We start from the raw sequence: 26462 nt of genomic DNA, 5'->3' as shown, positions 1-26462 counted from the left end.
TTAGACAGTAGATATTAGATATTAGATATATTGACGTAATTAGTCTAACTTCTAAGATCTAAGTTTAAGAGATCCAATTATCCTTACCAAAATCTGGTTTTCTTTTTTCTAAAAATGCATTTCGGCCTTCTTTGGCTTCATCCGTCATGTAAGCCAAACGCGTCGCTTCACCGGCAAAAACCTGTTGACCAACCATTCCATCATCCGTTAAATTCATTGCAAATTTCAGCATTCTGATAGACATTGGTGATTTTCCTAAAATTTCTTGCGCCCATTCGTAAGCCGTATCTTCTAATTCAGCGTGGGGAATTACAGCATTTACCATTCCCATATCTGCCGCTTGTTGCGCCGTATAATTTCGACCTAAAAAGAAAATTTCTCTGGCTTTTTTTTGCCCAACCATTTTAGCCAAATAAGCAGATCCATATCCGCCATCAAAACTGGTCACATCTGCATCAGTTTGTTTAAAAATCGCGTGCTCTTTACTCGCTAAAGTTAAATCACAAACGACATGAAGCGAATGTCCGCCGCCAACTGCCCAGCCTGGAACAACTGCGATGACAACTTTTGGCATAAATCTAATTAACCGTTGAACTTCTAAAATATTTAATCGGTGTCTTCCATCTTCGCCCACATAACCTTTTTCGCCGCGTGCATTTTGGTCGCCACCGCTGCAAAAAGCCCAACCACCATCTTTTTTACTCGGACCTTCGCCAGTTAATAAAACCACTCCAACTGAAGAGTCCTCAGAAACATGGTAAAATGCATCATATAATTCTGAAGTTGTTTTTGGTCGAAAAGCATTGCGAACTTCCGGTCTGTTTATGGCAATTCTGGCGACACCATTACATTTTTTGTAGGTAATATCTTCATATTCTTTTACAGTTTTCCAGTTTATCATGCTAAAAAATTTTGCAGCAAAGATAGTTTGTTAAAAGTAAAAAGGCAAAAGTAAAATGTAAAAACTAACAAGTAAGTTAAATTCAAACCTATCTTTTATTTAAAGCGAAAATCTGTCTGTCAAAATCTCAATAAACCTTTTAAAAATTAATTGATAAAGCCTGAAAATTAAAAATTGTCAATCAAGGTATTTATTATAAATTGCTGCTCATTAATTGTGGCTATCTTAATAAAATTCTACCTATGATTTTTAATACAGCACGTTCATTTATGAACAAAAAAAATTATCGAAATTTGTTATTTTCGACTCTAGCGGTTCTTTTATTGGGTATTTTTGGATTTAAATATTTAGAAAAATGGAGCTGGATTGATTGTGTTAATTATTCGGTTTCTACAATGGTTACAACAGGTAACGCAGGAGTCATTCCTATAACAAAAGCAGGGAAAATATTTAATATTTTTTACATGTTTACCAGCGTTATTCTTATTTTAATTTTTATAAATACCATTACACAACATTTCCGAGATGTGCGAAAAACCAAAGATTTTAAGCATGAAAGACATCAGAAGATTGTTAAAGATCACGTTAGTGAATCTATAAAATCCGGCATTGAAAAAATTAATTAACAACAAATTTTCTTTCGCCAATTAAATCAGCAATTGCTAAAATATCTTCACCAATTAAACGGTCGTTAGTTAATTTGGAAACTTTAGATCTTATCACATCATACGCATCTTCTATAAATTTGGAGCATTTTGCAGGTCTTCTAAATTCTAAACCTTGTGCGGCAAACATTAATTCTACGGCTAAAATATTTTCCAAATTCGCCAGAACTTGGTTCAATTTTCGCCCCGAAATACTTCCCATGGAAACATGATCTTCTTGCCCTAAACTTGTCGGGATTGAATCTGCGGAAGCGGGAAAACACAAAGATTTATTTTCTGAAACCAATGCCGCAGTCGTATATTGCGGAATCATAAAACCGGAATTTAGTCCGCTACTTTCTATTAGAAGTTTTGGCAAACCATATTTTCCTTCTAAAAGTAAATAACTTCTGCGGTCAGAAATATTACCTAATTCCGCAGCAGCCAAAGTAGCGTAATCTAATGGCATTGCTAAAAGTTGACCATGGAAATTTCCACCAGAAATAGCTTCTAATTCCGAAAGTATAATTGGATTATCGGTTACAGAATTGAGTTCAATTTCTGTCAGTTTTTTTAAATGTTCAAAAGCATTTCTACTTGCGCCGTGAACTTGTGGTACGCAACGCATAGAATATGGATCTTGCACGCGGTCACAAAATTCGTGGGCATTTAGATTTTCTGAATTTTTTAGAAATTTGCGCATTCTCGACGCCACTTTTTTACTGCCGTCAAAAGGACGAAGTTCGTGCAATTCTTTTTTGTAGGGACTTGCAGAACCGCGGTAGGCTTCTAAACTCATTGCAGCCGTTAAATCTGCTAAATCTAATAAATATTCGAATTTTTGCAAACCTAAAATGGAATGCGCTAAAATAAACTGCGTTCCATTGATTAAACCCAAACCTTCTTTTGGTCCTAAAATTAAAGGTTCAATATGATGCGTTTCTAAAACTTCTTTTGTAGGAATGGGAACATCATTTTCCCAAACTTTTCCCAAGCCTAAAAGTGGCAAAACCATGTGCGCCAAAGGTGCTAAATCGCCGGACGCACCAACAGAACCTTGCTCCGGAATTACGGGAATGATGTCTTTTTCTACCATTAAAATTAACCGTTCAACTAATTCTAATGAAACCCCCGAAAAGCCTTTCGACAAGGCGTGAATTTTCGCGACCATCATTATTTTTGAAAGTTTTTTTGAGATTGGTTTTCCAACGCCGACGGCATGAGAAATAATTAAATTATGCTGTAATTGCTCTGTTTCTTCTTCTGAAATTTTGGTATCGCACAACGGTCCAAAACCTGTGTTTATGCCATAAACGGTTCTTTCTGACGCAATTATTTTCCTTACATTTTGTTGCGATTCTGTAATTTGTTTTTTTGCTTTTGCGTTTAATTTTGCAATTTTTGGACTTTCAATAATGGTTAAAAGGTTTTCAATTGTAAAATGATCAATGCCATAATTCATAAGGGAAATTTTTCTTAAAAGTACGGAATATAAATAATGTCAATAATTCGAGTTAGTAATAGAATTAATTAAATCATACAATTATAATTAATATTTCCCAATATTATCAATAATTATGCATTGAAACCCGACTCTATTAAGTTTACAAAGGACTTCCCTTCTTTTTTCTTTTATCAACTTATTAAAAAATACATTGCAGCCCGACTTGAACGAAACTCCTTTTGTGAGGCGCAAGCCGAACCAAAGAGTGAGAGTGGAAGGCGGAAATGTCTGCCAAAATAAAATGATAAAAAGACATTCGACATAGTCAAATGTCTGCCCAAATAGAAAGTAGAATTAAAAATTTTACAATTTTATGAGGTCAGATTTTTTTGTTTAATTTTGCGGCTTAAAATTAAGAACGATGAACGCTTTTATTGAAGAACTGAAATGGCGCGGACTTTACGCCGATTCTATGCCCGGAACCGATAAACAACTGGATAAGGAAATGACGACGGGTTATATTGGCTTTGATCCGACGGCGGATTCTCTTCATATTGGTAGTTTGATTCAGATAAAAATTTTGGCGCATTTTCAGCAGCACGGTCATAAGCCAATTGCTTTAGTGGGTGGCGCGACGGGAATGATCGGTGATCCAAGTGGGAAATCTAACGAAAGGAATTTGCTGGATGAAGCGACTTTGAACCATTATGTTTCTTGTCTTAAAAAACAATTGTCGCAGTTTCTAAATTTTAAAGGAAATGAAGCGAATAAAGCGGAATTGGTCAATAATTTTGACTGGATGAAAAGCATTACTTTTCTGGATTTTGTGCGTGATATCGGGAAAAATCTGACCGTGAATTACATGATGGCAAAAGAATCTGTGAAGAAAAGACTGACCGGCGAAAATGGCGCGGAAGGCATGAGTTTTACAGAATTTACATACCAATTGTTGCAGGGTTTTGATTTTTTGCATCTTTATCAAAATAACAATGTGAAACTCCAAATGGGCGGAACTGACCAATGGGGAAATATTACGACGGGGACGGAATTAATCAGAAGAAAAGTGCAGGGTGAAGCGTTTGCTTTGACGGTTCAACTCATTACAAAATCTGACGGTTCTAAATTTGGAAAAAGTGAAGCGGGTGAAAATTATTGGCTGGATCCGAAGAAAACGTCACCGTATAAATTTTATCAGTTTTGGGTAAATGCTACGGATGATGATGCTAAACGGTTTATTAAATATTATACATTTTTATCTGAAGAAACGATCAATAATTTAATCAAAACCCACGATGAAGCGCCACACGAAAGACAATTACAGAAAACATTAGCGGAAGAAATTACAGTTTGGGTGCACGGAAAAGAGGAATTTGAGAAAGCAGTAAAAGCCTCAAGTATTCTTTTCGGCAAATCTACGGCAGAAGATCTCGTAGCTTTGGATGAGGCTACTTTTCTGGAAATTTTCAACGGCGTTCCACAAAAGGAAATTTTAAAAAGGGAAATTTTAAGGGGAAATATTGTGGATTTATTGTCTGATCAAAGCGGATTTTTAAAATCTAAAGGTGAAGCGCGACGGGAATTTGCGGGAAATGCAATTTCATTAAACAAGGAAAAAATTACCGAAGCGTATCAAATTACCGAAAAAGATTTCGTGGATAATCAATTTTTATTACTTCAAAAAGGCAAGAAAAATTATTTTATTGTAAAAGGAATTTAGAAATTACTGATTAAAATAAAAAAAGCAGATTCGGATTGAAATCTGCTTTTAATTTGAGTGAAAATATGTTTAAAAAACACCACTTGAATAATTAGTAATAAGATAAAAAGCAGACCACGCGCCGATGATCATGATCATGATCCAGACCCAAACGGGGACAGTTTGCGGTGTTTCACTTCCTTCTATCACGAAACTTTTTGGCATTCCTTTATCATAAGCATTGATCATTAATGGTAAACTACCGTCTACAATATCATTTTCAGTAAGTCCTTCCACACTTATTGTTGGACCATTTTTTACATTAAAATTTATATTTCGTATGCCCTCTCTACCTGTGATAGACCGGCTAACGATTTTTAGAATATGCTCACCATCTGTTAATTTCGTGGTATCAAAATTAAATACGATTGGTGTTTCCAGTTCTGCTATTGGTTGTTTTTCATCATCTAAAAAGAGAAAAACTTTACTGTGATCTTTGGTCATATTATTAAAATTTTAATCCTGTAAAATTGAATACTTAATATGGCTATTCTTTTCTTCACCAGGTTTTGCTAAATATTTTATCGAAAATACTAAAGTGTAAAGTATTATTACAGAAACTACGGCAACGATGATCCAATCAATTGCTCCATGTGTAACTGTATAATCAAAGATGACGGAAGGTTTAGTATTACATAATTGTGCCCAACTTAAATTAATAATCAGTAAAAAAAGTAAAGTTAATTTGAGTTTTAAATTTTTCATTTTCTTTCTATTTAATTTTGTCGTAAGCCGCTTTAACATCCTCCAAACTTACGGGTTTTGCTTTATTTCCCCAAGCGGAACGCTCATAATTCATAATTGCGTGGACGATTTCGGGTGTAAATTTAGCTGTTGTTCCAACCGCAGGCATTGGTCCGTAACCAGGTCTTGCCTGATATCCCTTCATCATAATAGTAACAAACAGTTCAATATTATCACCCATAACTACAGGACTACCTTTTAACGGTGGAAATGCGCCAGCCAAACCTTCGCCATTTGCCTGGTGACAAGATGCACAATTTGTGGTATATAATTCTTCACCATTTGGTCCCGCAGCTGCAGCTCCTCCACCAGCAGCCTTCGCTATATCTTGCTTATAAACAAATTCTATAGGTGCAGTTCCTTTTGGTAAAGGTGCTTGCTTCAGTGACAAAAGATAGGCAATTAATTCCTGTGCTTCTTTCGTCGCAACTATTACCTTATTTTTATGTTTTTTAAATTCATCTGGCACCTTTATTTCTAAATCACCTTTTTCTAAAAGGTCTTTTTCTTCAAAAAGCCATTGGAATGCAGGCATAATCGATTGTTTCACTAAAGCACGAGGTTGGTAAAGATGAACGTAATGCCAATCTTTGCTAGGCTGTCTTTCACCAATAGATGTTAAATCGGGACCTGTTCTTTCCGTACCCATCAATGTTGCTGTATTTTGCCAGATATTTAATCTTTTATTCCCAGCATAATCTGCAGAAATACTTGGTCTGGAACCGAACATTTTATCCATATCCGCTTCCCGCACTTGCTGCGTGTGACAAGCTACACATCCATTTGCAATATAAATTAATTTACCTGCGGCTTGCTCTTTAGTTAAAGGTTTAGCATCTGGCAATGGTTGATAAATATCCTGATTTGTGATGGCTGGAAGAATACAAACATTTAATGTAAGAAAGACAAAAAATAAAAGTGCGGTCCAATAAAGCAGTTTGTGGTTGCTATACATTTTCATAATCTTAATTATTTGTAGTATTAAATTCTTGATTTGTAATAATCCTCTTAGCTTCCAAAATTTCAGCTGGTGTTTTTGGGATAAAAATTTCTGTTTTTTTATTAACCATTGTATAAAAATTATAGGCAAAAATTAGGTGAGAAACCCACATCATAGTACCGCCAATTGCGCGCCACAACCAAAAAGGTGCCATTAAGGTTAGTCCATCAACGAATGGTTTGCCTGCCATCCAAAGCAGTCCTTTTTCTGTGGAACCAATCATTAGTGAAACAATATAAAACATCAAACCAATTAAAGCCAACCAAAAGTGGATACCTACCCAGGTTTTGTGCGGCTCCTTATTAGTCAAACGTGGTACAAGTGTGTAGATAAAACCCCAAAGCATAAATGTAATAATGCCGTACATTGTCATGTGCGAATGAGCAACTGTAAAATCTGTGAAATGCCACATTAAATTTGTGGAACGAAAAGCTTCCGCTGTTCCCTGCAAAGAACCGGTAAAATAAAATATAATTCCGATAAGATAAAAAGGCAGTGTGTAACTTGTTCTCAATTTATACCAGGAACCATTGAACGTCAAAAGAAAGTTGGTAGTTCCTGCAACCACTGGAATGATCATCCCGACACTACAAACAATTGCAACAGTTTGCAACCACCAAGGAATAGCACTAAAAATAAAGTGGTGACTACCCAAAGCGGTATAAAATAAGATCTGCGTCCAGAATGCTAAAATCCCTAAACTGTATGAATAAATTGGTTTATTAAGTTGTTGTGGCAAGAAATAATACATAAGACCTAAAGTTAAGAACATAAACCACATTCCAACTCCTTGGTGCATGTAATAACCCTGCGTAATGGTCTCTCCTAATCCTTTTTGCCAAAATGGTAAATAACCAGTTAAAGAAATAACAATAACATACATCATTGCAGCAACAATATACCAGTTAGACACATAAATTTCACCAGTTGTTCTACTCGCAATTGTTTTAAGGAAATTATATAATGAAAGCCCTATACCAATTGCAAAGAGAAGCATAATAGGCCAGATATATTCTCTGTATTCACCACCCGAATTGTTGATGCCCGCCATTAATGCCAAACTTCCGAAAACAATTGCTGAATTCATAAAAATCAGTGAGTAATAACCAATTTTTACGCTAAAGATTCTGACATTACTAACTCGCGGAATAACGTAATAAGCCAGACCAACCATTGCTATAGAAGCCCAACCCCAGAAAACAATGTTGGTGTGCACAGGTCTTAAACGTCCAAAACTTAACCAGCTTTGATGATCGACGTCCGGTGCGACGAATTTTATACCTAAATATTCACCGACAGATGTTCCTATTATTAACCAAACTGTTGCGCATCCTAAAAAATAAATAATCAGTGTCGCTAAATGTTGTGAGATATATTTCTGTGACTCATAACTTTGCTTTTCCGGAATAACGCGGATATTATCAACCGTGTTAATATTGGTTATAATACCCTTGTTATCAGAAACAGGAAGATGTCCTGATAAAACGTTTTTAGGTAAATTAAAAGCTAATTCCTCTTTCCTTTTTTGGTAAGCATCTAATTCCTCTGGCGTCAAATCTCCTAATTTCTTAGAAAATTCGGAAAGTTCTCTTCTCTTTTTTAGACTTAGGTAAGAATTGTATAATTTTATTATCCCTAAAATCAATCCCGCTATTATGGGTAAAAGAATAAGAAGTAATGTAATCTGTATACCAGATTGCCCAAATAAATTGTTATTCATAAAATAGAAATTTTAACTCTAAAATTATTTAATATTAAGTTCTAATTAAGAAAATTTGACCATTCAGAAATCTGCGAGCTAATGCATCTGAAGTCGTACTTTCTAATATTTTTTTTATTTCTTGTCTCCCAGCCGTTAACTGATTGTGCAAAATTCAAGGTTTTTTCAGGTTCGCAATTGAAATATCCCAAACTGAAATTAACAAATAGTACGTCAAAATCTATAACATATACACCTTTCAATAAATTTACTCTATTAAGATTTGCTTGTTCTACGTAAAGTTCTGAATTAGATCCTTTAGCTAAAATTTCAACATTTGCTTTCATTGCTTTATGCAAAACTGCTGTAAACGCTAAAGGTGAATGTATTTTTAAAGCCATTTCACTTTGGATAACATTCCCCTTTTTTGTGGACTGTTCCTTACCGAAGATTGTGGCGCGAAAGGCGTATTCACAAGACTTAGAAATCATTTAATATTCGTAAAATTAATTCCACAAATTTATAACATATTTTAACAAAAACCCCTAGTGTCTTTTATTATTTTTAAAAAAAACCATGAGAAATGACAGTCTGTTTGAGTTAGCTACTGATAATTTATTTTAAACTAAATTTTGTACGTGAAAAACTATTTAAAAAAGTGATGGATTTTCATCAGCCAATTTTGGAATGTGAAGTTCTGTGCCGGTTTCTTTATTTAATTTTTCGATGAAATAGGCCGAAAGCAGTGGCGACGCTTTCTCAATATTTTGATGAACAAAGAAATAAAAACTTTCTAAACCTTCCTTTTTCCACAGTTTTACTCTTTCAATCCAGTTGTCTAAACGGTCGTAATCACTTTTATGATTAGCTCCAACATATCTTACGAAAGCTGTTTTAGTCGTTAATCTCATATGAAGCAAATCTCTTCTCCCAGCAGTATCTACAATAATATTGGTGATATTATTTTCTTCAAAAAGTGCCATTGTTAGGTTAAAAATCTCTTCATCCGCAAACCATTCCTCGTTTCTTAATTCCACGGCAAGCGGCACTTCTTTTGGCCAATTTTTTATAAATTCTTCAAGCCTTTCGTAATCTTTTGGTTTAAAATTATCGTGAAGTTGTAAGAAAACCATTCCCAGTTTTTCATCAAATTTTAAAACCGACGTTGCAAAATGAGTCACGACATCCGTAATATTTAATAAACGGCGATAATGTGAAACTGTGTTGGTGATTTTTGGAAAAAATTTAAAATCGGCAGGAGTTTTATCTTTCCATGTTAAAATTTGATCTGGCGAAGGCAAACTGTAAAAAGTAGCATTCAGCTCAATGGAATTAAATTGCGTGGCGTAATAAGTCAATTCATCCTTCGTCCCTTTTGGATAAAATCCTTTCAGATCAGTTTTGTTCCATTTGGCGCAACCCACGAAAGCATGAAATTTTTTAGATTTATTTTCCTTTAAAATTTCTTTGGTTCTTAGATGGTCTTTTGGCAGCGTAAAATCAATTTCTGAAGGATCTGGGACTTGTCCGAATTTCATTTTTATTCAGGTTTTAGGTGGTAGAAATTAGGTTTTAGTAAAAAAAATTAATTAAAATTTACTACAATCCACAGCAAAATCAAAACTTTGATTTTCATTATTAGTTGTAGTAATTGGCTGAATTAATTTACGTTCTAAACTATAATTTCCATTTACAAAATAAGAAAATTTCAAAAACATTTTGGCGGACGGTTTCGCTAATAAACTTAAAGAAATCATTCCATTTTTGTCAACAGCGACATTGTTAAAAGTTCCGCTATCTTCACTTAACATTGTGGCAACAAGCAAAGGCGGATTACTACAATTTGTTATATTTAAGTTGAAATTTACAGAAATTGGTTTCCAAGCGTTTATGTCTCTTGTATTATTTTTTCCTTGTTCGACTGTTTTTATATTATTTTCTATAATGTATCCATTTGCATTTTCAGCAGTTACAAAATAACCGTATTCATTTTTTGTACTATCAATTATATAATCGAAATCAAAATGATATGATCCATCTTGAGCGCTTACAGTAGATTGAATATCTTCAATTTTGTAACAACTTAAAAAATTACAAATACCTCGGTATTGACGTTGAAGTTTAACCCGGTAATTTGGAACTGGAATATTTCTTTGAAAATCATAAACTTTTCCAGATACCAAACTGGGAATTTTATTGGGATCATTCGCTACAGAATTGCTTTCGGTTCGGCACGAAAACAAGGCGAATAATAAAAAAATGCTAAAGAGATGTCTCATCTTTTTTTTTCCAAATTTAAGATTTAATATTTAATAAAAAATTGATTCAAATCAAGAAACAAAAAAAGCCGCAGAAAAATTTCTGCGGCTTACTTTATACTTTTTACATTATACTTTGAACTTCAAACCTACGCCTCACACGCACTGCAACTTACAAAATTTACCATCATTTCCTTAGAAACCGAAGAACTTCTTTGGTAATACAACGTTTTTACGCCTTTTTTCCAGGCTTCTATGTAAAGATAATTCACGTCTTTTATCGGCATTGTGGCAGGGATATTTAAATTCAAACTTTGTGCCTGATCAATGTATTGCTGTCTTTGCGCCGCTTGCGAAATCACTTCCATTGGCGAAATTTCTTTAAAGGTTTTAAAAACCAATTTCTCTTCGTCCGTCAATTCCGCTAAATGCTGCACGGAACCATGGTTCAGCATAATGGTGCGCCACGTTTCTTCATTATCTAGACCTTTTGCTTGAAGTAATTTTGCCAGATATTTATTCTTGCGCATAAAATTACCTTTCGCCAAACCGGCTTTGTAATAATTTGACGCAAAAGGCTCAATTCCCGGGGATGTTTGGCCTAAAATTGCCGAGCTAGAAGTTGTCGGTGCAATTGCCATTACGGTTGTATTACGCATGCCGTAACCTTTTAGGATTTCTGGTTCGCCGTAGATGTGCGCCAATTCTCGGCTCGCAATATCGGCTTCCGAACGGATATGTTTAAAGGCTCTTGCATTAAATTGCGTCGCTTCAAAACTTTCAAACGGAATATTATTTTTCTGCAAATAAGAATGGTAACCCAAAACGCCCAAACCTAAAGCACGGTGACGCAAAGCAAAAGTCCGCGCACCATTTAAGTAATAATTACCTTCTGTTTTCTCAATAAATTCGGATAAAACGGCATCTAAGAAGTAGATAGCCAATTGTACCGCGTTCGTGTCTTTCCATTCATCATATAATTCCAGATTCATGGAAGATAAACAGCAGATAAAAGATTCATCCTCTGTGGAAGGCAACATTATTTCCGAGCAAAGATTACTCGCATTCACCATTAATCCTAGATCTTTATAAACTTGCGGCTTGTTTCGGTTCACATTATCTGAAAACAAAATATAAGGCAAACCTTTTTGTTGGCGGCTTTCCAAAACGCGCGCCCAGATTTTCCGTTTGTCTATATCGCCGTTGATCATGTCGTTCATCCAATAATCTGGCACACAAATTCCAGTGAACAAATTCTGAATCGGGCTTCCAATATCTTTGATCGACAAAAATTCTTCAATATCGCCGTGGTCAATATCCAGATATGCCGCAAAAGCGCCTCTACGAACGCCACCTTGCGAAACCACGTCCATCGCCGTGTCGTATAATTTCATAAAAGAAACCGCGCCGGAAGATTTTCCGTTGTCCGTCACCGCCGTTCCTCTATTTCTTAATTCGCCAAAATAGCCCGAAGTGCCGCCACCAATTTTTGTCTGCATAATTACTTCGCCCAATTTGTGCGTAATTCCTTCAATATTATCGGGAATATGAACGTTAAAACACGAAATCGGCAAACCGCGCTCAGTTCCCATATTTGCCCAAACTGGCGAGGAAAAACTGATCCAGCCTTTTCTGATCATCTCTTCAAAAGCAGGTTGCAATTCAGGTTTGTAAAGTCTTTTTGCCGCTGCACCTGTAATTCTTAAAATCGCGCCGTCAACGGTTTCGCCTTTCAGCAAATAGCCGCGGTTCAGCATTTGCTCCGACTCTTCGTTCAGCCACCAAATTTCCTTTTTTTCTTCCATAATATATTTTTTGTCATTGCTATCATTGCGAGGAACGAAGCAATACGTTGTTCTTATAATTGTCTTTATTTGTAGCAGAAAGTTTCCGCTTCTTTTCACTTGTCTTCCCGCTTTCCACTATATCTTTTTGTTTTTTTAAAAAAACTAAAAAGGATGCCGTTCCAATCGGGGCTAGAAAGTCTAGTTTTTTTTTAGAAGATTTACTCTTTTGAAATCATAGACTAAGACTAAATTTCAGCAATCTTTATGAATATTTTTTATTTTGCACTATTTTTTATTCCTCTATTAATTTCATCAATAAGTTCCTTTTCACTTTTATTTTTAAATGTTTTTGGATCAAATTGTGAAATGTATTTTTCATCATATTTGTATTTTTGCCACATCAATCTATTTTTGATACTCATAAAATTTGATACTGAAAAAATTACTGAAAAAATCATTAGGAAATACCCAAGATATTTCAACCAATTGTCATGATTTTCCTTTAAATAAAAACCCAAATAAAATATTGCAATCCATACAATAAACCACAATGTAAAATTTAACCAATATTTTGCTGAAGACCAATCGTACATTGGAGAATAACGCATTTTCATTTTTTAATTATTTTCTATTTCTTTTCAAACTTCATGGTTTTTAAAAACATATGAGGTTTAATACTGCCATTTATTTCTTCTTTTTTAACCTTCTTTTATCATTCCGTAGGAATCTCAGCACTGAGATTCCTACGGAATGATAAAAGAAAATTTTAAAACTTTATTTTTATTTTCAAACTTGCTATTATCAAAAACTTGCGCCCCGACTTGAGTGGAAATCCTTTTTTTTGCATTTGAAAAAAAAGATTGAATCAATTCTTATTTATTTTTTAATTTGAATCATCGAAACTCATTCTTCGTTTTGGGAACGGAAGGCGGAAAAAGGCGCCCAAAATATTTTGAAAAATTTTATTTTCTTGATTCTTGGCTCTTTAATCTTACTTAAAACAAATCGTTCGCCGTAATACTTTTATCGTGTTTTGTATAATCTGTCGGTCTTTTAGCAAAGAAATCATCCATAGAATTGGCGAAAACTTCTTCTTCAAACCACATCATTGGACGGTATTGTGCAGGTGAAATATTGTAAAGTGGTTTCATTCCAATTTTTTTCAAACTGTCGTCTACGCGGTATTTCATGAAATTGTAAAGATCTTCTTTTGAGATATTATCAATTTCGCCCATTTCAAAAATCCAGTCCAATAATTTTGCTTCCAATTCTACCGACTGATCTACCAACGTATAAATATCTTCAATATCAGAATCCGTCAATAGATCTGGCTGTTCCTGGCGGATTTTATTAATTAAATAAATTCCTGCATTCGCATGGATTTGCTCATCAACTGACGTCCAACCAATTACGTTTGAGACGTTTTTCAGATAACCTTTGAATCGTGTAAATGATAAAATAATCGCAAACTGACTGAAAAGCGAGACGTTTTCAATTAAAATACTGAAAAGTAAAAGCGAAGACACATATTCTTTTGGCGTGGTAGAATTAGAATGTTTTAAAACATTTCCCAAGAAAGCGATGCGTTCTTTTACAGCGGGAACTTCTACTACAGATGTAAAATCTTCATTATAACCCAATACTTCCAAAAGTCTGGAATAGGCTTCACTGTGGCGAAATTCACATTCTGCAAAGGTAGAACCCAAACCATTAAATTCCGGTTTTGGCAAATGGCTGTAAAGATTTCCCCAAAAAGTTTTTACGGAAACTTCAATTTGAGCGATCGCCAAAAGTGAATTTTTGATCGCATTTCTTTCTTTTGGTTCCAGTTGAGAATGGAAATCCTGGATATCGGCTGTAAAATCTACTTCGGAATGTACCCAAAAAGATTTATTGATCGCGTCTGTAAATTGAGTAACTTCTGGATACTCGAATGGCTTGTAACTAACTCTTTTATCGAAAATGCCCATAGTAAAAGTTTTTTTTTAATAGAATAATATTTAAATATTTTCAAAAAAACCTAGGAATCTGAGCATCAATATATTAAATAAATAAAAATAGAGAATTTGCAAATTATTGTTTTTTTGAAGTCGTGCTTACAAAAGTAGAAATTGAAACCCGAAATTAAAAATGAAAAAGGCGCGAAAATGTTAAAATTTTGATTTTTAAGTCGAAAAGTTTTCCACAATCACACAGACTTCTTACTATCAGAAGGTTATAACCCAAAGTGCTGGTGAAAAGGACTTTGATGAATAAATAAACTAAACAATTTACGATATACCAAATATTTAAAGGCTTTTAAAACTAAACAAGATCATCTTAAATTGTGCTTTCAGAAAGTGTAACAATTTTCTAGAATCACCTACCAATTAAAAAACAAAAATTCCACTTAATGTTAGTAATTAAAGACCTCAACAAATCTTACGACACGGGCAAAAGTAAACTGCACGTTTTGAAGGGGATTAATCTCAGTATTGACGAAGGAGAATTTGTTTCAATTATGGGGTCGTCCGGAAGTGGAAAATCAACACTTCTTAATATTATTGGGATATTGGATGAGAAAGATTCCGGCACTTATGAGCTTGACGGTTTTCCCATCGAAGATTTAACAGAAATAAAAGCCGCAGAATATAGGAGTAAATTTTTAGGATTTATTTTTCAATCTTTTAATTTAATTGGTTACAAAAATGCTTTAGAAAATGTGGCACTTCCACTTTACTATCAAAATATTCCAAGAAAAGAGCGAAATATTCGTGCAATGGAATATCTGGAAAAAGTAGGTCTGGCGCAATGGGCAACGCATTTACCTAATGAACTTTCTGGTGGACAAAAGCAAAGAGTTGCGATTGCAAGAGCATTAATTTCAGATCCAAAGGTAATCCTTGCAGATGAGCCAACAGGTGCATTAGACTCGCAAACTACCTATGACATCATGAAACTTTTACAGGAAATTAACAATGGTGGAAAAACAATTATTGTGGTAACGCACGAACCAGATGTTGCAGCACAAACGAAAAGAAATGTGATTTTGAAAGATGGCGTTATAGAAAGTGATAAATTTATCAACCAAAAAGTTTTAGTTTAAATGTTTGATATTGACCGCTGGAGAGAAATTTTTGAATCTATTCGCAGCAATGTTTTGCGGACGATTCTTTCGGGCTTTACCGTGGCGCTAGGACTGTTTATTTTCATCGTACTTTTTGGTATTGGAAATGGTTTAAAAAATGCTTTTACAGAAGGTTTCGCACGTAACGCCACGAATCTTATTTCAATTTTTACCGGAAAAACAACGATCGCTTTTGATGGTCTGCAATCTAACAGACAGGTGCCACTTCAAAATAAGGATTATGAAAATATTATAAAATCCAATCCTGAAAATATAGAATATTCTTCACCAAATTATAACTCAAATATGGTTGTAAAATATGGAAAAGAAAGTGGATCCTATCAAATAATGGGCGCAGATCAGGAAGCGAAATTCATCTCACAGCAGCAAATAATAGATGGGCGCTACATCAATAACCGTGATCTGGATCTAAAACAAAATGTCGCGGTAATTGGCCGAATGGTCCAGCGTGATATGATAAAAAATGGAAGTCCTGTGGGGAAAGACCTGAGTTTAAATGGCACTGTGTTTAAGGTTATTGGTGTGTTTTCTGATGATGGTGGGGATTTTGATGAGAGAAAAATCGTTGTTCCGCTTTCCACTTTGCAGCAATTGAAAAAAGGTTCTGATACAATAAGCCAGATTTCCTTAACCTACAATCTAAAATTATCTCCCGACCAAGCGATTGCTTACAGTGATAAACTCGAAAAAGATTTGAAAAAAAGTCTGAAAGTTTCACCTGATGATCAAAATGCAGTACGGGTCAATAATAATGCAAAAAACCTCCAAAACACCTTTCAGTTTTTATTGATCATTACGATTATTGTTGGCTTTATTGGTCTTGGAACTTTATTAGCAGGGATTATCGGCATTAGTAATATTATGGTTTATATTGTGAAAGAACGCACGAAAGAAATAGGTGTAAGAAAAGCAATCGGTGCAAAACCAAGTGCAATTGTCGGCCTAATTATTCAGGAAAGTGTTGTTATTACTGTTATTTCCGGAATAATTGGCGTCGGTTTAGGAGTTTTGACTTTATTTTTGATCGGTGATAGTTTAGAAAAATATTTTATAAAAGATCCATCGGTTGGTTGGGGATTGATTATTGTAGCTTTCGTTTGCCTGGTGATTGCAGGACTGATCGCAGGGTTTGTACCAGCATTTAGAGCGAGCAGAATAAAACCGATTGAAGCATTGAGAAGCGAGTAAATTGAGATAAATAGAGTCAAGAACCAAGAATCAAGATTAAAAAACACGAATTAAATCTTGATTCTTGGCTCTCAAATCTTGACTCTAAAATTAAAAGAAATGAACATCATATTTAAAATAGACACGTGGCAAGAAATTTATCATTCTTTAAGGAATAATAAACTTCGAACTTTTCTCACCATGATTGGTGTTGGATGGGGTATGTTTCTATTTGTGGCACTTTTAGGCGCAGCAAAAGGTATGGAAAATGGTTTCGATAAGGCTTTTGCGGGAACTGCTACCAATTCTATATTTCTCTGGGCGCAAAACACAACAATTCCTTTTAACGGCTTTCCTAAAGGCAGAAAGATAGATCTGCACCTACCAGACATTCAGGTTTTAGAAAAAAAGATCCCTGAAATCGCGTTTATCTCTCCACAGACTTCACGTGGTAACTTTGGCAGCCCAGGCGTGCTATTTTCGAAAGATGGCAAAAATGAAACCTACACTTTAAATGGAGATTATCCCATCGGCAATAAAATTTCTCAAAAAACATTAATTTTTGGTCGCTATTTAAATAACGCAGATATCAACGGCAACAAAAATGTAATTGTCATAGGTGAAGAAATTTATAAAAACTTCTTCAATGCTAAAAAAAATGAAAATCCTCTAGGCAAATCTGTTACAGTAAAAGGAATTTTCTTTAATGTTATTGGCGTTTTTCGCGTGCAGAGACAAGGCGGGATCAGCAGTGACAATTCTGCTTACATTCCATTTACGACATTTACCAAAATGTATAATGACGGGGACAAAGTAGGCTATTTTGCTATTGTTGGTAAAGATAATGCTGATATTGGAGTTTTAGAAAACACAGTGAAAGACGAACTTAAGAAAAAATATAACATTTCGCCCGACGATACGAATGCGTTTGGAAGTTTTAATTTCGCAAAGTTATTCGGAAAATTAACGGGTTTTCTTACCGGCATGCAGTTATTAACGATTGTTGTAGGAACCCTAACGATTTTAGCAGGCGTTATCGCTATCTCCAATATTTTACTAATTACTGTAAAAGAAAGAACAAAGGAAATCGGAATTCGGCGCGCTTTGGGTGCAAAACCTGCGGAGGTTCGAAACCAGATTTTATTGGAAAGCGTCGTCATTACAATAACGTCGGGACTTTTGGGATTTATTTTCGGCATTTTACTTTTAATGCTGCTTAACACATTGACGGAAGGACAAGACAAATTTCCATTTTATAATCCAACAGTTAATTATGGAGAAGTTTTCGCCGCGATGGGCGTGATGGTTTTCCTAGGTCTTATCATAGGGATGATTCCTGCACAAAGAGCCGTTAAGATCCGACCAATTGAAGCTTTAAGAACAGAATAAAAAATTAAAAAACTATAGAATTAGAGATATGGAAAAGAAAAAATTCACCGCAAAAAAAATTATTTACATCATATTGGGTGTGTTCTTTTTACTGCTTTTAATATTGGGAATTCGTTATTTAATAAATTCTAACGCCTCAAAAAAGGACCAGTTTCTAACCAAGACCGCTTTCGTTCAAAATATGGATGATAAAGTTTTAGCAACAGGAACGATTGTCCCACGGGAAGAAATTGAAATCAAACCAAACGTTGCAGGGATTATTGATAAAATTCTGGTAAAAGAAGGTGACAAAGTAACTGAAGGTCAACTTATTGCTATTATTAAAATTATTCCAAATCTTTCTCAGGTAAATGATGCGCAGCAACAGATACAAAATTCCCAGTTGCAGATCAGCAATTCAAAAATGAATATAGAAAATCAGCAGAAACAGTTTGCAATGCAGCAAAAACTTTTTTCTCAAGGCGTGATTTCTAAACAGGAATATATTACATCACAACAGCAGTTGACTTCCACGCAACAGGCTTATAAAAACGCAGTTCAACAGCTTAATACGGCGCAAAAACAATTGCAGATCGTAAAAACTGGTGCAACGCCAGAGTTGAAAGGTTTGGCAAGCACGCAGGTTCGCTCAAAAGTAGCGGGAACAGTTTTAGAAGTTCCTGTAAAAGTCGGAAGCCAGGTAATTGAAGCGAATTCATTTAATGCAGGAACCACAATCTGTTCCATTGCAGATCTTAATTCTTTACAGTTTAAAGGTACAATCGATGAAGCACAAGCCGGAAAATTAAAAGAGGGAATGCCGATGAACATTGTTATTGGAGCATTACAAAGTAAAACTTTTCCCGGAAAAGTGACCATGATTGCACCAAAGGGAAATACAGATAACGGGACAATCAAATTCCCGATTGAAGGTGATGTTTACAATGAAACTGACGAATATATCCGTGCTGGATTTTCCGCAAACGGTGAAATTATTTTAAGTTCTCAAAAAAATGCACTGCTTTTAGATGAAGCGTTAATACAATATGAAAAGGTAAAAGGAAAGGATAAACCCTTTGTAGAAGCTAAGCAGGCAGATGGAAGTTTTAAAAAGGTCCACGTGAAATTGGGCGCTTCAGACGGAATCAATGTTCAGATTCTTTCGGGAATTACAAAAAAAAATCAGATAAAAGTCTGGAATCCTTCAGATAAAGATAAAGATGCTTTAAAAGAGCAGCAAAATAAATAATTAAAATCATTTATAAATACAAAAGACGAACTTAGGTTCGTCTTTTGTATTTATAGCATGCAGAATCATAAATTAAAATATAAATATGAAATTTAATATAAAAATAAATTCAGCCTCAACCATTGAAGAGATTGAAAATTATTGGAAAAATGAAGATTATGTAAATCTTTTGGAACTTTTCAGTTTCCCGGAAGCCAATAGTGTTATACCGGAAAATTTAAAAGAAATGCTTTTTATGGCAATCACGGATTTTGAACCAAATGAAGCTGCAAAAATAGTTCTTACTTACAAATTATCTGAGCAATTGAACGAAGGACAAATTCACCAGATATCAAATGATATGTTGCTCGATAAAATCTGTGAAGAATATCCTGAAATTGATTTACATTATGATTTATTTAATATCAACCAACTTTTATTTAAAGCATTTAACGGAAAATTCCCAAATGCTAAAGCCACAAAAGTTAATTTCTTTATGAGATCGATGGATGATTTTGCAGATGATATCACAAAAGAAATTATTTTAAAATCTTTAAATATGGGACTGTCTGACAGTAATCTTATCAAAAGACTATTTACAGAAAAAATGGTAAATGACGAAGAATTTCTGGAAGCAAAGGATATTTTGTGGAAATTAGAAAAAAAAGAAGATCATAACTTCATCTTAATAACTTCAGAATATTGGTTAAATAAAGATGAAATAATAATTTCAGAATTTGAAGGTGAGTGCCTATTGGCAGAAAACGACAATGAAAACTAAAATTTAAATTAGAAGATATCTCATCTTGTAAACGTTAAAATTTAAAATAAAAAAAACGGCTTCAATCAAGAAGCCGTTTTTTTTATTTTACAAGAAATCTATGTTGATTGTTTGGTTGCTAAAGCATAAACTACTAAACCGAAACCGATTTTGTTAACTGCATCAGCAAGGTTATAAGCGACATCTACGCTTCCTGAACCTAAGATACTTGTGTACCATCCCTGAGTTCCAAGCATATATCCTAATGGATAGATTGCCCAACCTACAAGCACGAACCAGCATAAAATTTTATGTGATGCTAAAACGTCTCCTCCCGCTGCTTTGGCTAATTTAGCTGCGCCCCCAAACCAAATCTCATACACAATGATGAAATAAAATGCTCCGGAAATTGCGCCCCAAAGTGCTGCCTGACCGCTGAAAATAGTTTCTCCTAAATAACCAGTTACTAACATTCCTAAAGAAAGTAAAACCAGCTTAACAAGCAAACCTGTTTTTGCACCGGCTACCTTTAAGATTAAATAGAATTCAACGCACATTAATGGAACAGTTAATACCCAATCCACATAACGGAAAAAAGTTGGCGACTCATGTACATCAACCCAATATTGCTTCATGTAGAAATAATGGACTGCGGCGATGAAAGTAATCAGACCAGAAATTAGAACTGACGTACGCCATTTCTTATCAAACTGGTTAAGAGATAAAAAGAAAAATGCAGATGCAGCCATCATAGCCATGCAGCCTACGAAAAATGTAAACCCAACGTAGTCGTCAGAGGCCATTTTCACCATTGTTGTTGATAATAAAGTTAAAGTTTGCATAAAATTTTATAGTTTTAATTAATTAATTGAATCAAATTTAGATAAATTTTTTATTAAAAGTAAGAATTAAGTAAAGTATTTTACTATTATTTTAAATGTTTTTTCATTTAATGTTTTTATCTTTACTAAATCATGGATAAAAACTTTAAAATAGTGATCAGTTTTTTTTGTATTTGGCTCACTCATTACTTTTCGAACGAAGTTCAGTTTATAAGTGCATTTATTTTAATTTTAAGTTTTGGAATTTTACATGGTGCCAACGATCTTTTATTACTAAATAAAATTAAAAACAAAGAAAAAAATTTGATAACGGTACCATCCTTATTTCGGTATGTTTTAGTTGTTTTACTAACTGTAACTGTTTTTTATTTCCTTCCCCAAATTGCACTATTTTTATTTATTATAATCAGTGCCTTTCACTTTGGTGAACAACACTGGATGAAAAAACTAAGTCTCGACAATAGTTTTGTTAAAAAAACTTTTGTATTTTTTTTCGGATTTTTTATTCTCTTTTTACTTTTCCTCTTTCATCAGATGGAAGTCTCAGATATCGTCTTTAGGATAACAAATTTTAAAATTTTGAAACAATTTATAGAAATTCCATTTTATGTTTCAAGTTTATTTTTACTCGCACTTGCGGTTTACTTATATTTCAATGACTTTAGATTCAAAGCAAAAGTGATCTTAGAGATCTTTTATATCATTGTTTTAGCTATAATCTTTAAAACTGCTACTCTACTTTGGGGATTTGCTATTTACTTCATATTCTGGCATAGTATTCCTTCTATCATTGATCAAGTGACTTATTTATATGGCAGTTGGAATCGTTTTAATTTTATAAAATACTGCAAATCGGCATTTTGGTTTTGGATGATCTCTATATTTGGCATTGCCATATTATATTTTATTTTTAAAGATGAAAAGCTTTTTGAAGCCATGTTCTTTGCCTTTTTAGCGGCTATTACTGTTCCCCACGTTTGGGTAATTATCTTAATGTTTGACAAGAAAAAGGAAAATAAAATTTTAAAAAGGTGATGTTATAATTTAAAAAATTCAATATTTAGATTAAGAGCTTGAGTCTTAAAGATGTAAAACGCAACTAGCTGCGGAAATAATCTCTATCATCAAAATTACTTTAAGTGGAGCAAGGCAAAGAAGTTAGCGTGAATATCATCTTAGATTTGGATGATTCTAAAAATGCAATCATAAAAAAAATAAGTTCACTCATTATAATTTTCTTTTATTAATTAAGTAAATTTAATAAAAATAATTAAACGAATAGATAAAATTATTAATTATTTATTAATGTTAGTGATTATCATTTCAAAAGTTAATTTTTTTTTAAAAAAATCAATAATCTGGAAAGCTACAAAACCGCAGTAGGTTCAATTGATAAGAGCGTTCTATTTTTTAAAATCTATTTCTAAAAATATTTTGCGCCCCGACTTCAGTGGAAATCCTTTTTGCGAGGAGGAACGACGAACAAAAAGATTGGGAACGGAAGACGGATAAAGGCGCCCAAAAAATTAAAATAAAATAATAATCCTAAAACTAAATTCTTATTTTTACCAAATGATCTCAAAAAGCACCATCGATAAAATATTTTCTACTATTAGAGTTGAAGAAATTATTGGTGAGTATGTGCAACTGAAACGTGCAGGTTCTAATTTTAAAGGTTTAAGTCCTTTTCATGATGAGAAAACTGCGAGTTTCGTCGTTTCGCCAAGCAAGCAAATTTGGAAAGATTTCTCTTCCGGAAAAGGCGGCACTGCCATTTCTTTTTTAATGGAAATTGAGCAATTTACTTATCCCGAAGCACTTCGGCACGCCGCAAAAAAATACGGAATCGAAGTAGAAGAAGATATAAAAGAATACACCGAAGAAGAAAAACAATCGCAAACTGACCGCGAACTGCTTTATAAAATTCATGAAGTTGCTAATAATTTCTACCAAGAGCAAATGCGGGAAACGGAAGAAGGGCAGATTATTGGTTTGGCTTACTTTAAAGAAAGGGAATTGCGGGATGATATTATTAAAAAATTTCAACTTGGTTATTCGCCGGAGCAACGTGATGCTTTTACAGAATATGCTTTAGATAAAGGCTATAACTCCGAAATTTTAGAAAAATCCGGCCTTTCGATTTTTCCGGAATATGCGGAAAAAGGCGTCGACAGATTTCGGGAACGTGTGATGTTTCCGATTCTTAGTTTTTCGGGACGGGTTTTGGGTTTCGGCGCCAGAATTTTAAAAAATAATGTGAAAGCAGCGAAATATCTCAATTCGCCGGAGACAGAAATTTACCATAAATCTAAAGTTCTCTACGGTTTAAGTCAAAGTAAACAGGCGATTTCCAAAGAAAATCTCTGCCTTTTGACGGAAGGTTATATGGACGTAATCGCGCTGCATCAAGTTGGAATTGAAAACGTGGTTGCAAGTTCTGGAACGGCGTTAACGACAGACCAAATTAAATTAATTAAAAGACTCACCGAAAATGTTACCATTTTATTTGATGGCGACGCAGCGGGAATAAAAGCGAGTTTCAGAAGCATCGATTTGCTTTTGGCGGAAGGAATGAACATTCGTGTTTTGCTTTTCCCAGATGGCGATGATCCGGATTCTTTTTCCAGAAAACACCCGAAGGAATTTGTTGAGAATTTCATTAAAACCGAGGCCAAAGATTTCATTAATTTTAAAGCAGAGGTTCTTTTAAAAGAAGCCGATAATGATCCTGTAAAAAAAGCGGAAGCAATTCGTGACATTGTAAAGTCGGTTGCTTTTGTCCAAAATACACTTAATCAGGAAATTTATATTAAAGAAGTTTCCACAAAATTTCATATTACAGAGCAAAGTTTATTTAATGAACTGAGTTTACAAAAGCAACTTAAAAGTAAAGAATTTTCGCCGCAAAGAGAACCTTCAAAACCTGAACTTCAGAAATTAGAAAAAGTTACCGATTATGTTGCAATTAATCCGCTCTTTATTTTAGAGGAAAAATTGATTGAGTTGATGCTAAAATACGGCGATCAAATTTTAGAAAAAGAAAGAGATTTAGAGGAAAATGAAGTCAAAGATAAAGCAGAAGTTACAGCGGAAATTAAAAAAGAAAAATATCAGGTAACGGTTATTGAAGAGATTATCAATCATTTAGAAGAAGATAATTATGAAATTCAAATTGCTTTAAACCAGAAAATTGTAGATGATATTAAACTTGGTTTGGCAAATGAGGAAATTAGAAATGGTAATTTTTTCCTAACTTTAATGGACGAAGAAATCACATCAAAAGTGGCTTCTTCTCTAATGACAGTGCATGAACTAAGCAACTGGGAAAAACATAATATTTATTTTAAAAGAGAGGATGAATTGGTGCAAAATATAGTTCAAGACGTTATTTTTCGGCATAAAAGAGAATTTGTTTTAACTTTAATTAATGACACAAGAAAAAAATTAGAAAATTCAGAAGAAAATCTTGATGTGGAAGATTATAAAAAAATAATGCTTTTAACAAAATTAAAAAATCAAATAGACAGCGAACTCAACCGAATCCTCTGACAAAATGGCTAAATTTATTCAATAAAAAATTCTAAATTTAATTTATGATAAAACGAACGCTATTTCTATTTTTTTTCATTTTCAGTTTATTCGTTTTTGCACAAAATCAATTAAAACCTATTGAAGAATTATTAAATTCAAAAGATAATTATTGGGAAACAATTGTTTCTTGGTCGAAAAATTCTAAAAATAAAGTTGCAATTCTTCCAGCAAAATTAGATTCTGCAAAAGTTGCTTTATTCAAAACTCAAGTTTCAAATAATTCGACAATGGGAAGTGTTATTTTTAATTCGGGTGGAATTTTAATTGAAAATGGTTTAATAAGAATCCTTGGTTCAGGAAGTGCGAAATTGAAAAGAAATCTTCCTGAATGGAATAAAAATAAAAGTTTTGTAAATTATGGTGAAAAGCCAGATTTTATTTTGATTGCAGATGATGCAATTGGTGGTTTTTTTCTAATTAATGGCGGGAAATTTGGCGATGATTTAGGTAAAGTTTACTATTTTTCGCCAGATAGTTTGGAATTTGAACCTTTAAATTTAACTTACACAGATTTTGTTCAATTTTGTTTTAATGGGAATTTAGAAAAATTTTATAAAGATTTACTTTGGAAAAATTGGGAAAAAGAGGTTTCAAATTTATCCACTGATTCGGTTTTTAATTTTTATCCTTTCCTTTGGACAAAAGAAGGAAAAAATGTTAATAAAGATTTAAGAAAAATAGTTCCTATCGAAGAACAATATATTTTTAATATTGATAAAAGAAAAGAACTTGGTTTATAGAGTTTGAATGACAAAATGGCTAAATTTACAATTGGAATAAACTTTGAGAATTAGAATATACTAAAAAATAAAAATGAATATTAATAAAGAATTTAGAGATTTTTCTGTGAAACATATGGGAAACAGCGGAACAGCAACGGATAAATATATGGGAATGTACGGCGGTTACGGACCGACGAATCTGACGCCTTACATCATGGAAGAACGTCGGTTAAATGTCACTCAAATGGACGTTTTTTCCCGTTTAATGATGGATAGAATTATCTTTCTTGGAACCGGGATTGATGACCAAGTGGCGAATATTGTAACGGCACAATTGCTATTTTTAGAAAGTTCTGACGCTTCAAAAGATATTCAAATTTACATTAATTCACCTGGTGGAAGCGTTTACGCAGGATTAGGAATTTATGACACAATGCAAATCATTAAACCAGATGTTGCTACAATTTGTACCGGAATGGCGGCATCAATGGGCGCGGTTCTTTTGGTAGCTGGTGAAAAAGGAAAAAGATCTGCTTTGAAACATTCGCGTGTGATGATTCACCAGCCAAGTGGCGGCTCACAAGGTGTTGCGACGGATATGGAAATTAATTTACGCGAAATGCTGAAATTGAAAAAAGAGTTATACGATATTATCGCGCATCATTCTGGACAATCTTATGAATGGGTTGAAAAAAATTCTGAAAGAGATTATTGGATGAATTCGCCTGAAGCAAAGGAATTCGGTATGATTGATGAGGTTTTGGAACGTAAAGTTGACAAAAAAGGTTCAAAAGATAAAAAGTAGATTACTGCTTTTGTTTAAAAATTAAAGACGCTTATTGAAGCGTCTTTTTTTTATTTCTCGTTTAAAAATTCTGAAATTAATTGACTGATTTCTATTTTCGCCACATCTAAATTATCATTCACCACAATTTTATCAAACTGATTTTGAAAACCTAATTCTTCTGTTGCTTTTGCTACGCGAATTTTTACCGTTTTTGCATCATCAATTCCGCGCTTTGTCAAACGATTTTCCAATTCCTGAACTGAAGGCGGCATGATGAAAATTGAAAGTGCTCTTTCACCGAAATATTTTTTTAAAGTGACGCCACCTTTCACATCGACATCAAAAATAACAATTTTGTTATTTTTCCAATTATTTTCAACTTCAGATTTTAAAGTACCATAAAATTTATCTTTGTAAACTTCCTCAAATTCTACAAATTCACGAGCAAAAATTCTAGTTTTAAACTCATCCGGCGAAATAAAATAATAATCTGTTTCGTGTACTTCTTCACCTCGTGGCGCTCTTGTCGTGCAAGATATAGAAAATGCCAAATTAGAAAACTGGCTGATCGCATATTTTACCAAAGTGGTTTTTCCACTTCCTGACGGCGCTGAAAATATGATAACTTTTTCCATTT

25 protein-coding genes are annotated in these 26462 nt (G+C 33.8%); 11 read left to right on the top strand and 14 right to left on the bottom strand.

What is annotated here, in order from left to right:
- Window positions 1-64 precede the first annotated feature (64 nt).
- Window positions 65-925 carry a 1,4-dihydroxy-2-naphthoyl-CoA synthase gene (locus ACVBED_RS02680; RefSeq protein WP_447121154.1) on the bottom strand — a complete coding sequence of 287 codons (861 nt, stop codon included), beginning with the start codon at window positions 923-925 and terminating at the stop codon, window positions 65-67.
- A 218-nt stretch (window positions 926-1143) separates the two neighbouring features.
- Here ACVBED_RS02680 and ACVBED_RS02675 point away from each other — a divergent pair, with 218 nt between their 5' ends.
- A complete protein-coding gene (locus ACVBED_RS02675; RefSeq protein ID WP_447121028.1) occupies window positions 1144-1527 on the top strand; it encodes a potassium channel family protein in 384 nt (127 codons plus the stop codon).
- On the opposite strand, the gene hutH is transcribed toward ACVBED_RS02675, so the two are convergent.
- Window positions 1520-3007, bottom strand: coding sequence for a histidine ammonia-lyase (gene hutH / locus ACVBED_RS02670; RefSeq protein ID WP_447121027.1), 1488 nt, complete (start codon window positions 3005-3007; stop codon window positions 1520-1522). The two genes, ACVBED_RS02675 and hutH, sit on opposite strands and share 8 nt — an antisense overlap.
- A gap of 403 nt (window positions 3008-3410) precedes the next feature.
- Between hutH and tyrS the strand changes: the two genes are divergently transcribed.
- The gene (tyrS, locus tag ACVBED_RS02665; RefSeq protein ID WP_447121026.1) at window positions 3411-4706 is read left to right on the top strand and encodes a tyrosine--tRNA ligase; all 1296 of its coding nucleotides are present in this window, start codon (window positions 3411-3413) and stop codon (window positions 4704-4706) included.
- 69 nt (window positions 4707-4775) lie between these two features.
- Here the strand turns inward: tyrS and ACVBED_RS02660 are convergent, their stop codons facing one another.
- From ACVBED_RS02660 to ACVBED_RS02615, 10 genes are all read right to left on the bottom strand, one after another.
- Complete coding sequence (locus ACVBED_RS02660; RefSeq protein ID WP_473094441.1) at window positions 4776-5189, bottom strand: cytochrome C; 414 nt, start codon at window positions 5187-5189, stop codon at window positions 4776-4778.
- A 12-nt stretch (window positions 5190-5201) separates the two neighbouring features.
- Window positions 5202-5450, bottom strand: coding sequence for a hypothetical protein (locus ACVBED_RS02655; protein ID WP_447121024.1), 249 nt, complete (start codon window positions 5448-5450; stop codon window positions 5202-5204).
- A gap of 7 nt (window positions 5451-5457) precedes the next feature.
- Window positions 5458-6450, bottom strand: a complete 993-nt coding sequence (locus ACVBED_RS02650) for a cytochrome c (RefSeq protein ID WP_473094440.1) — start codon at window positions 6448-6450, stop codon at window positions 5458-5460.
- Window positions 6451-6454: 4 nt separating this feature from the next.
- Window positions 6455-8209, bottom strand: a complete 1755-nt coding sequence (locus tag ACVBED_RS02645) for a cbb3-type cytochrome c oxidase subunit I (RefSeq protein WP_473094439.1) — start codon at window positions 8207-8209, stop codon at window positions 6455-6457.
- Between the two features lie 41 nt (window positions 8210-8250).
- Window positions 8251-8679: a hypothetical protein gene (locus tag ACVBED_RS02640; RefSeq protein ID WP_447121021.1), complete on the bottom strand. Its 429-nt coding sequence runs from the start codon at window positions 8677-8679 to the stop codon at window positions 8251-8253.
- A gap of 159 nt (window positions 8680-8838) precedes the next feature.
- Window positions 8839-9726 carry a DUF72 domain-containing protein gene (locus ACVBED_RS02635; protein WP_447121020.1) on the bottom strand — a complete coding sequence of 296 codons (888 nt, stop codon included), beginning with the start codon at window positions 9724-9726 and terminating at the stop codon, window positions 8839-8841.
- 51 nt (window positions 9727-9777) lie between these two features.
- On the bottom strand, window positions 9778-10467 hold the full coding sequence (locus tag ACVBED_RS02630) for a hypothetical protein (protein ID WP_447121019.1): 690 nt from the start codon (window positions 10465-10467) through the stop codon (window positions 9778-9780).
- A gap of 128 nt (window positions 10468-10595) precedes the next feature.
- The gene (locus tag ACVBED_RS02625; RefSeq protein ID WP_473094477.1) at window positions 10596-12308 is read right to left on the bottom strand and encodes a ribonucleoside-diphosphate reductase subunit alpha; all 1713 of its coding nucleotides are present in this window, start codon (window positions 12306-12308) and stop codon (window positions 10596-10598) included.
- A gap of 200 nt (window positions 12309-12508) precedes the next feature.
- Window positions 12509-12847, bottom strand: coding sequence for a hypothetical protein (locus ACVBED_RS02620; protein ID WP_473094438.1), 339 nt, complete (start codon window positions 12845-12847; stop codon window positions 12509-12511).
- A 381-nt stretch (window positions 12848-13228) separates the two neighbouring features.
- Window positions 13229-14203 (bottom strand): ribonucleotide-diphosphate reductase subunit beta, encoded by a 975-nt coding sequence (locus tag ACVBED_RS02615; protein WP_473094437.1) that lies wholly within the window; start codon window positions 14201-14203, stop codon window positions 13229-13231.
- A gap of 422 nt (window positions 14204-14625) precedes the next feature.
- Between ACVBED_RS02615 and ACVBED_RS02610 the strand changes: the two genes are divergently transcribed.
- From ACVBED_RS02610 to ACVBED_RS02590, 5 genes are all read left to right on the top strand, one after another.
- Complete coding sequence (locus ACVBED_RS02610; RefSeq protein WP_473094436.1) at window positions 14626-15318, top strand: ABC transporter ATP-binding protein; 693 nt, start codon at window positions 14626-14628, stop codon at window positions 15316-15318.
- Window positions 15319-16548, top strand: a complete 1230-nt coding sequence (locus tag ACVBED_RS02605) for an ABC transporter permease (protein ID WP_447121016.1) — start codon at window positions 15319-15321, stop codon at window positions 16546-16548.
- Between the two features lie 99 nt (window positions 16549-16647).
- Window positions 16648-17916, top strand: coding sequence for an ABC transporter permease (locus ACVBED_RS02600; RefSeq protein ID WP_447121015.1), 1269 nt, complete (start codon window positions 16648-16650; stop codon window positions 17914-17916).
- A gap of 28 nt (window positions 17917-17944) precedes the next feature.
- Window positions 17945-19144 carry an efflux RND transporter periplasmic adaptor subunit gene (locus ACVBED_RS02595; protein ID WP_473094435.1) on the top strand — a complete coding sequence of 400 codons (1200 nt, stop codon included), beginning with the start codon at window positions 17945-17947 and terminating at the stop codon, window positions 19142-19144.
- An 85-nt stretch (window positions 19145-19229) separates the two neighbouring features.
- Window positions 19230-19904, top strand: a complete 675-nt coding sequence (locus ACVBED_RS02590) for a hypothetical protein (RefSeq protein WP_447121013.1) — start codon at window positions 19230-19232, stop codon at window positions 19902-19904.
- A 98-nt stretch (window positions 19905-20002) separates the two neighbouring features.
- On the opposite strand, the gene ACVBED_RS02585 is transcribed toward ACVBED_RS02590, so the two are convergent.
- A complete protein-coding gene (locus ACVBED_RS02585) occupies window positions 20003-20725 on the bottom strand; it encodes a bacteriorhodopsin (RefSeq protein WP_447121012.1) in 723 nt (240 codons plus the stop codon).
- A 132-nt stretch (window positions 20726-20857) separates the two neighbouring features.
- Between ACVBED_RS02585 and ACVBED_RS02580 the strand changes: the two genes are divergently transcribed.
- The 4 genes from ACVBED_RS02580 (at window position 20858) to clpP (ending at window position 25843) form a co-directional block, all read left to right on the top strand.
- Complete coding sequence (locus ACVBED_RS02580) at window positions 20858-21760, top strand: Brp/Blh family beta-carotene 15,15'-dioxygenase (protein ID WP_447121011.1); 903 nt, start codon at window positions 20858-20860, stop codon at window positions 21758-21760.
- A gap of 537 nt (window positions 21761-22297) precedes the next feature.
- Window positions 22298-24274 (top strand): DNA primase, encoded by a 1977-nt coding sequence (gene dnaG, locus ACVBED_RS02575; protein WP_447121010.1) that lies wholly within the window; start codon window positions 22298-22300, stop codon window positions 24272-24274.
- Window positions 24275-24318: 44 nt separating this feature from the next.
- Window positions 24319-25056 carry a DUF2625 domain-containing protein gene (locus ACVBED_RS02570; protein WP_447121009.1) on the top strand — a complete coding sequence of 246 codons (738 nt, stop codon included), beginning with the start codon at window positions 24319-24321 and terminating at the stop codon, window positions 25054-25056.
- Between the two features lie 73 nt (window positions 25057-25129).
- Window positions 25130-25843 carry an ATP-dependent Clp endopeptidase proteolytic subunit ClpP gene (gene clpP / locus ACVBED_RS02565; RefSeq protein ID WP_447121008.1) on the top strand — a complete coding sequence of 238 codons (714 nt, stop codon included), beginning with the start codon at window positions 25130-25132 and terminating at the stop codon, window positions 25841-25843.
- A gap of 50 nt (window positions 25844-25893) precedes the next feature.
- Here the strand turns inward: clpP and gmk are convergent, their stop codons facing one another.
- Entirely contained in the window at window positions 25894-26460 is a 567-nt protein-coding gene (gene gmk / locus ACVBED_RS02560) for a guanylate kinase (RefSeq protein WP_447121007.1), read from the bottom strand.
- Between the last annotated feature and the right edge of the window lie 2 nt (window positions 26461-26462).

Source organism: Halpernia sp. GG3 (assembly GCF_052976925.2).
The sequence above is the reverse complement of the archived record's forward strand: the minus strand, read 5'-3'. Positions and strand labels throughout refer to the sequence as shown.

Excerpts from the sequence above, each read along its gene's own strand:
- ACVBED_RS02595 (WP_473094435.1), top strand. The coding sequence starts at position 17,945 with ATGGAAAAGAAAAAATTCACCGCAAAAAAAATTATTTACATCATATTG.
- ACVBED_RS02640 (WP_447121021.1), bottom strand. The coding sequence starts at position 8,679 with ATGATTTCTAAGTCTTGTGAATACGCCTTTCGCGCCACAATCTTCGGT.
- tyrS (WP_447121026.1), top strand. The coding sequence starts at position 3,411 with ATGAACGCTTTTATTGAAGAACTGAAATGGCGCGGACTTTACGCCGAT.
- ACVBED_RS02675 (WP_447121028.1), top strand. The coding sequence starts at position 1,144 with ATGATTTTTAATACAGCACGTTCATTTATGAACAAAAAAAATTATCGA.
- ACVBED_RS02620 (WP_473094438.1), bottom strand. The coding sequence starts at position 12,847 with ATGAAAATGCGTTATTCTCCAATGTACGATTGGTCTTCAGCAAAATAT.
- ACVBED_RS02600 (WP_447121015.1), top strand. The coding sequence starts at position 16,648 with ATGAACATCATATTTAAAATAGACACGTGGCAAGAAATTTATCATTCT.
- ACVBED_RS02655 (WP_447121024.1), bottom strand. The coding sequence starts at position 5,450 with ATGAAAAATTTAAAACTCAAATTAACTTTACTTTTTTTACTGATTATT.
- ACVBED_RS02585 (WP_447121012.1), bottom strand. The coding sequence starts at position 20,725 with ATGCAAACTTTAACTTTATTATCAACAACAATGGTGAAAATGGCCTCT.
- ACVBED_RS02635 (WP_447121020.1), bottom strand. The coding sequence starts at position 9,726 with ATGAAATTCGGACAAGTCCCAGATCCTTCAGAAATTGATTTTACGCTG.
- gmk (WP_447121007.1), bottom strand. The coding sequence starts at position 26,460 with ATGGAAAAAGTTATCATATTTTCAGCGCCGTCAGGAAGTGGAAAAACC.
- hutH (WP_447121027.1), bottom strand. The coding sequence starts at position 3,007 with ATGAATTATGGCATTGATCATTTTACAATTGAAAACCTTTTAACCATT.
- dnaG (WP_447121010.1), top strand. The coding sequence starts at position 22,298 with ATGATCTCAAAAAGCACCATCGATAAAATATTTTCTACTATTAGAGTT.
- ACVBED_RS02590 (WP_447121013.1), top strand. The coding sequence starts at position 19,230 with ATGAAATTTAATATAAAAATAAATTCAGCCTCAACCATTGAAGAGATT.
- ACVBED_RS02645 (WP_473094439.1), bottom strand. The coding sequence starts at position 8,209 with ATGAATAACAATTTATTTGGGCAATCTGGTATACAGATTACATTACTT.
- clpP (WP_447121008.1), top strand. The coding sequence starts at position 25,130 with ATGAATATTAATAAAGAATTTAGAGATTTTTCTGTGAAACATATGGGA.
- ACVBED_RS02610 (WP_473094436.1), top strand. The coding sequence starts at position 14,626 with ATGTTAGTAATTAAAGACCTCAACAAATCTTACGACACGGGCAAAAGT.
- ACVBED_RS02605 (WP_447121016.1), top strand. The coding sequence starts at position 15,319 with ATGTTTGATATTGACCGCTGGAGAGAAATTTTTGAATCTATTCGCAGC.
- ACVBED_RS02650 (WP_473094440.1), bottom strand. The coding sequence starts at position 6,450 with ATGAAAATGTATAGCAACCACAAACTGCTTTATTGGACCGCACTTTTA.
- ACVBED_RS02570 (WP_447121009.1), top strand. The coding sequence starts at position 24,319 with ATGATAAAACGAACGCTATTTCTATTTTTTTTCATTTTCAGTTTATTC.
- ACVBED_RS02660 (WP_473094441.1), bottom strand. The coding sequence starts at position 5,189 with ATGACCAAAGATCACAGTAAAGTTTTTCTCTTTTTAGATGATGAAAAA.
- ACVBED_RS02630 (WP_447121019.1), bottom strand. The coding sequence starts at position 10,467 with ATGAGACATCTCTTTAGCATTTTTTTATTATTCGCCTTGTTTTCGTGC.
- ACVBED_RS02615 (WP_473094437.1), bottom strand. The coding sequence starts at position 14,203 with ATGGGCATTTTCGATAAAAGAGTTAGTTACAAGCCATTCGAGTATCCA.
- ACVBED_RS02580 (WP_447121011.1), top strand. The coding sequence starts at position 20,858 with ATGGATAAAAACTTTAAAATAGTGATCAGTTTTTTTTGTATTTGGCTC.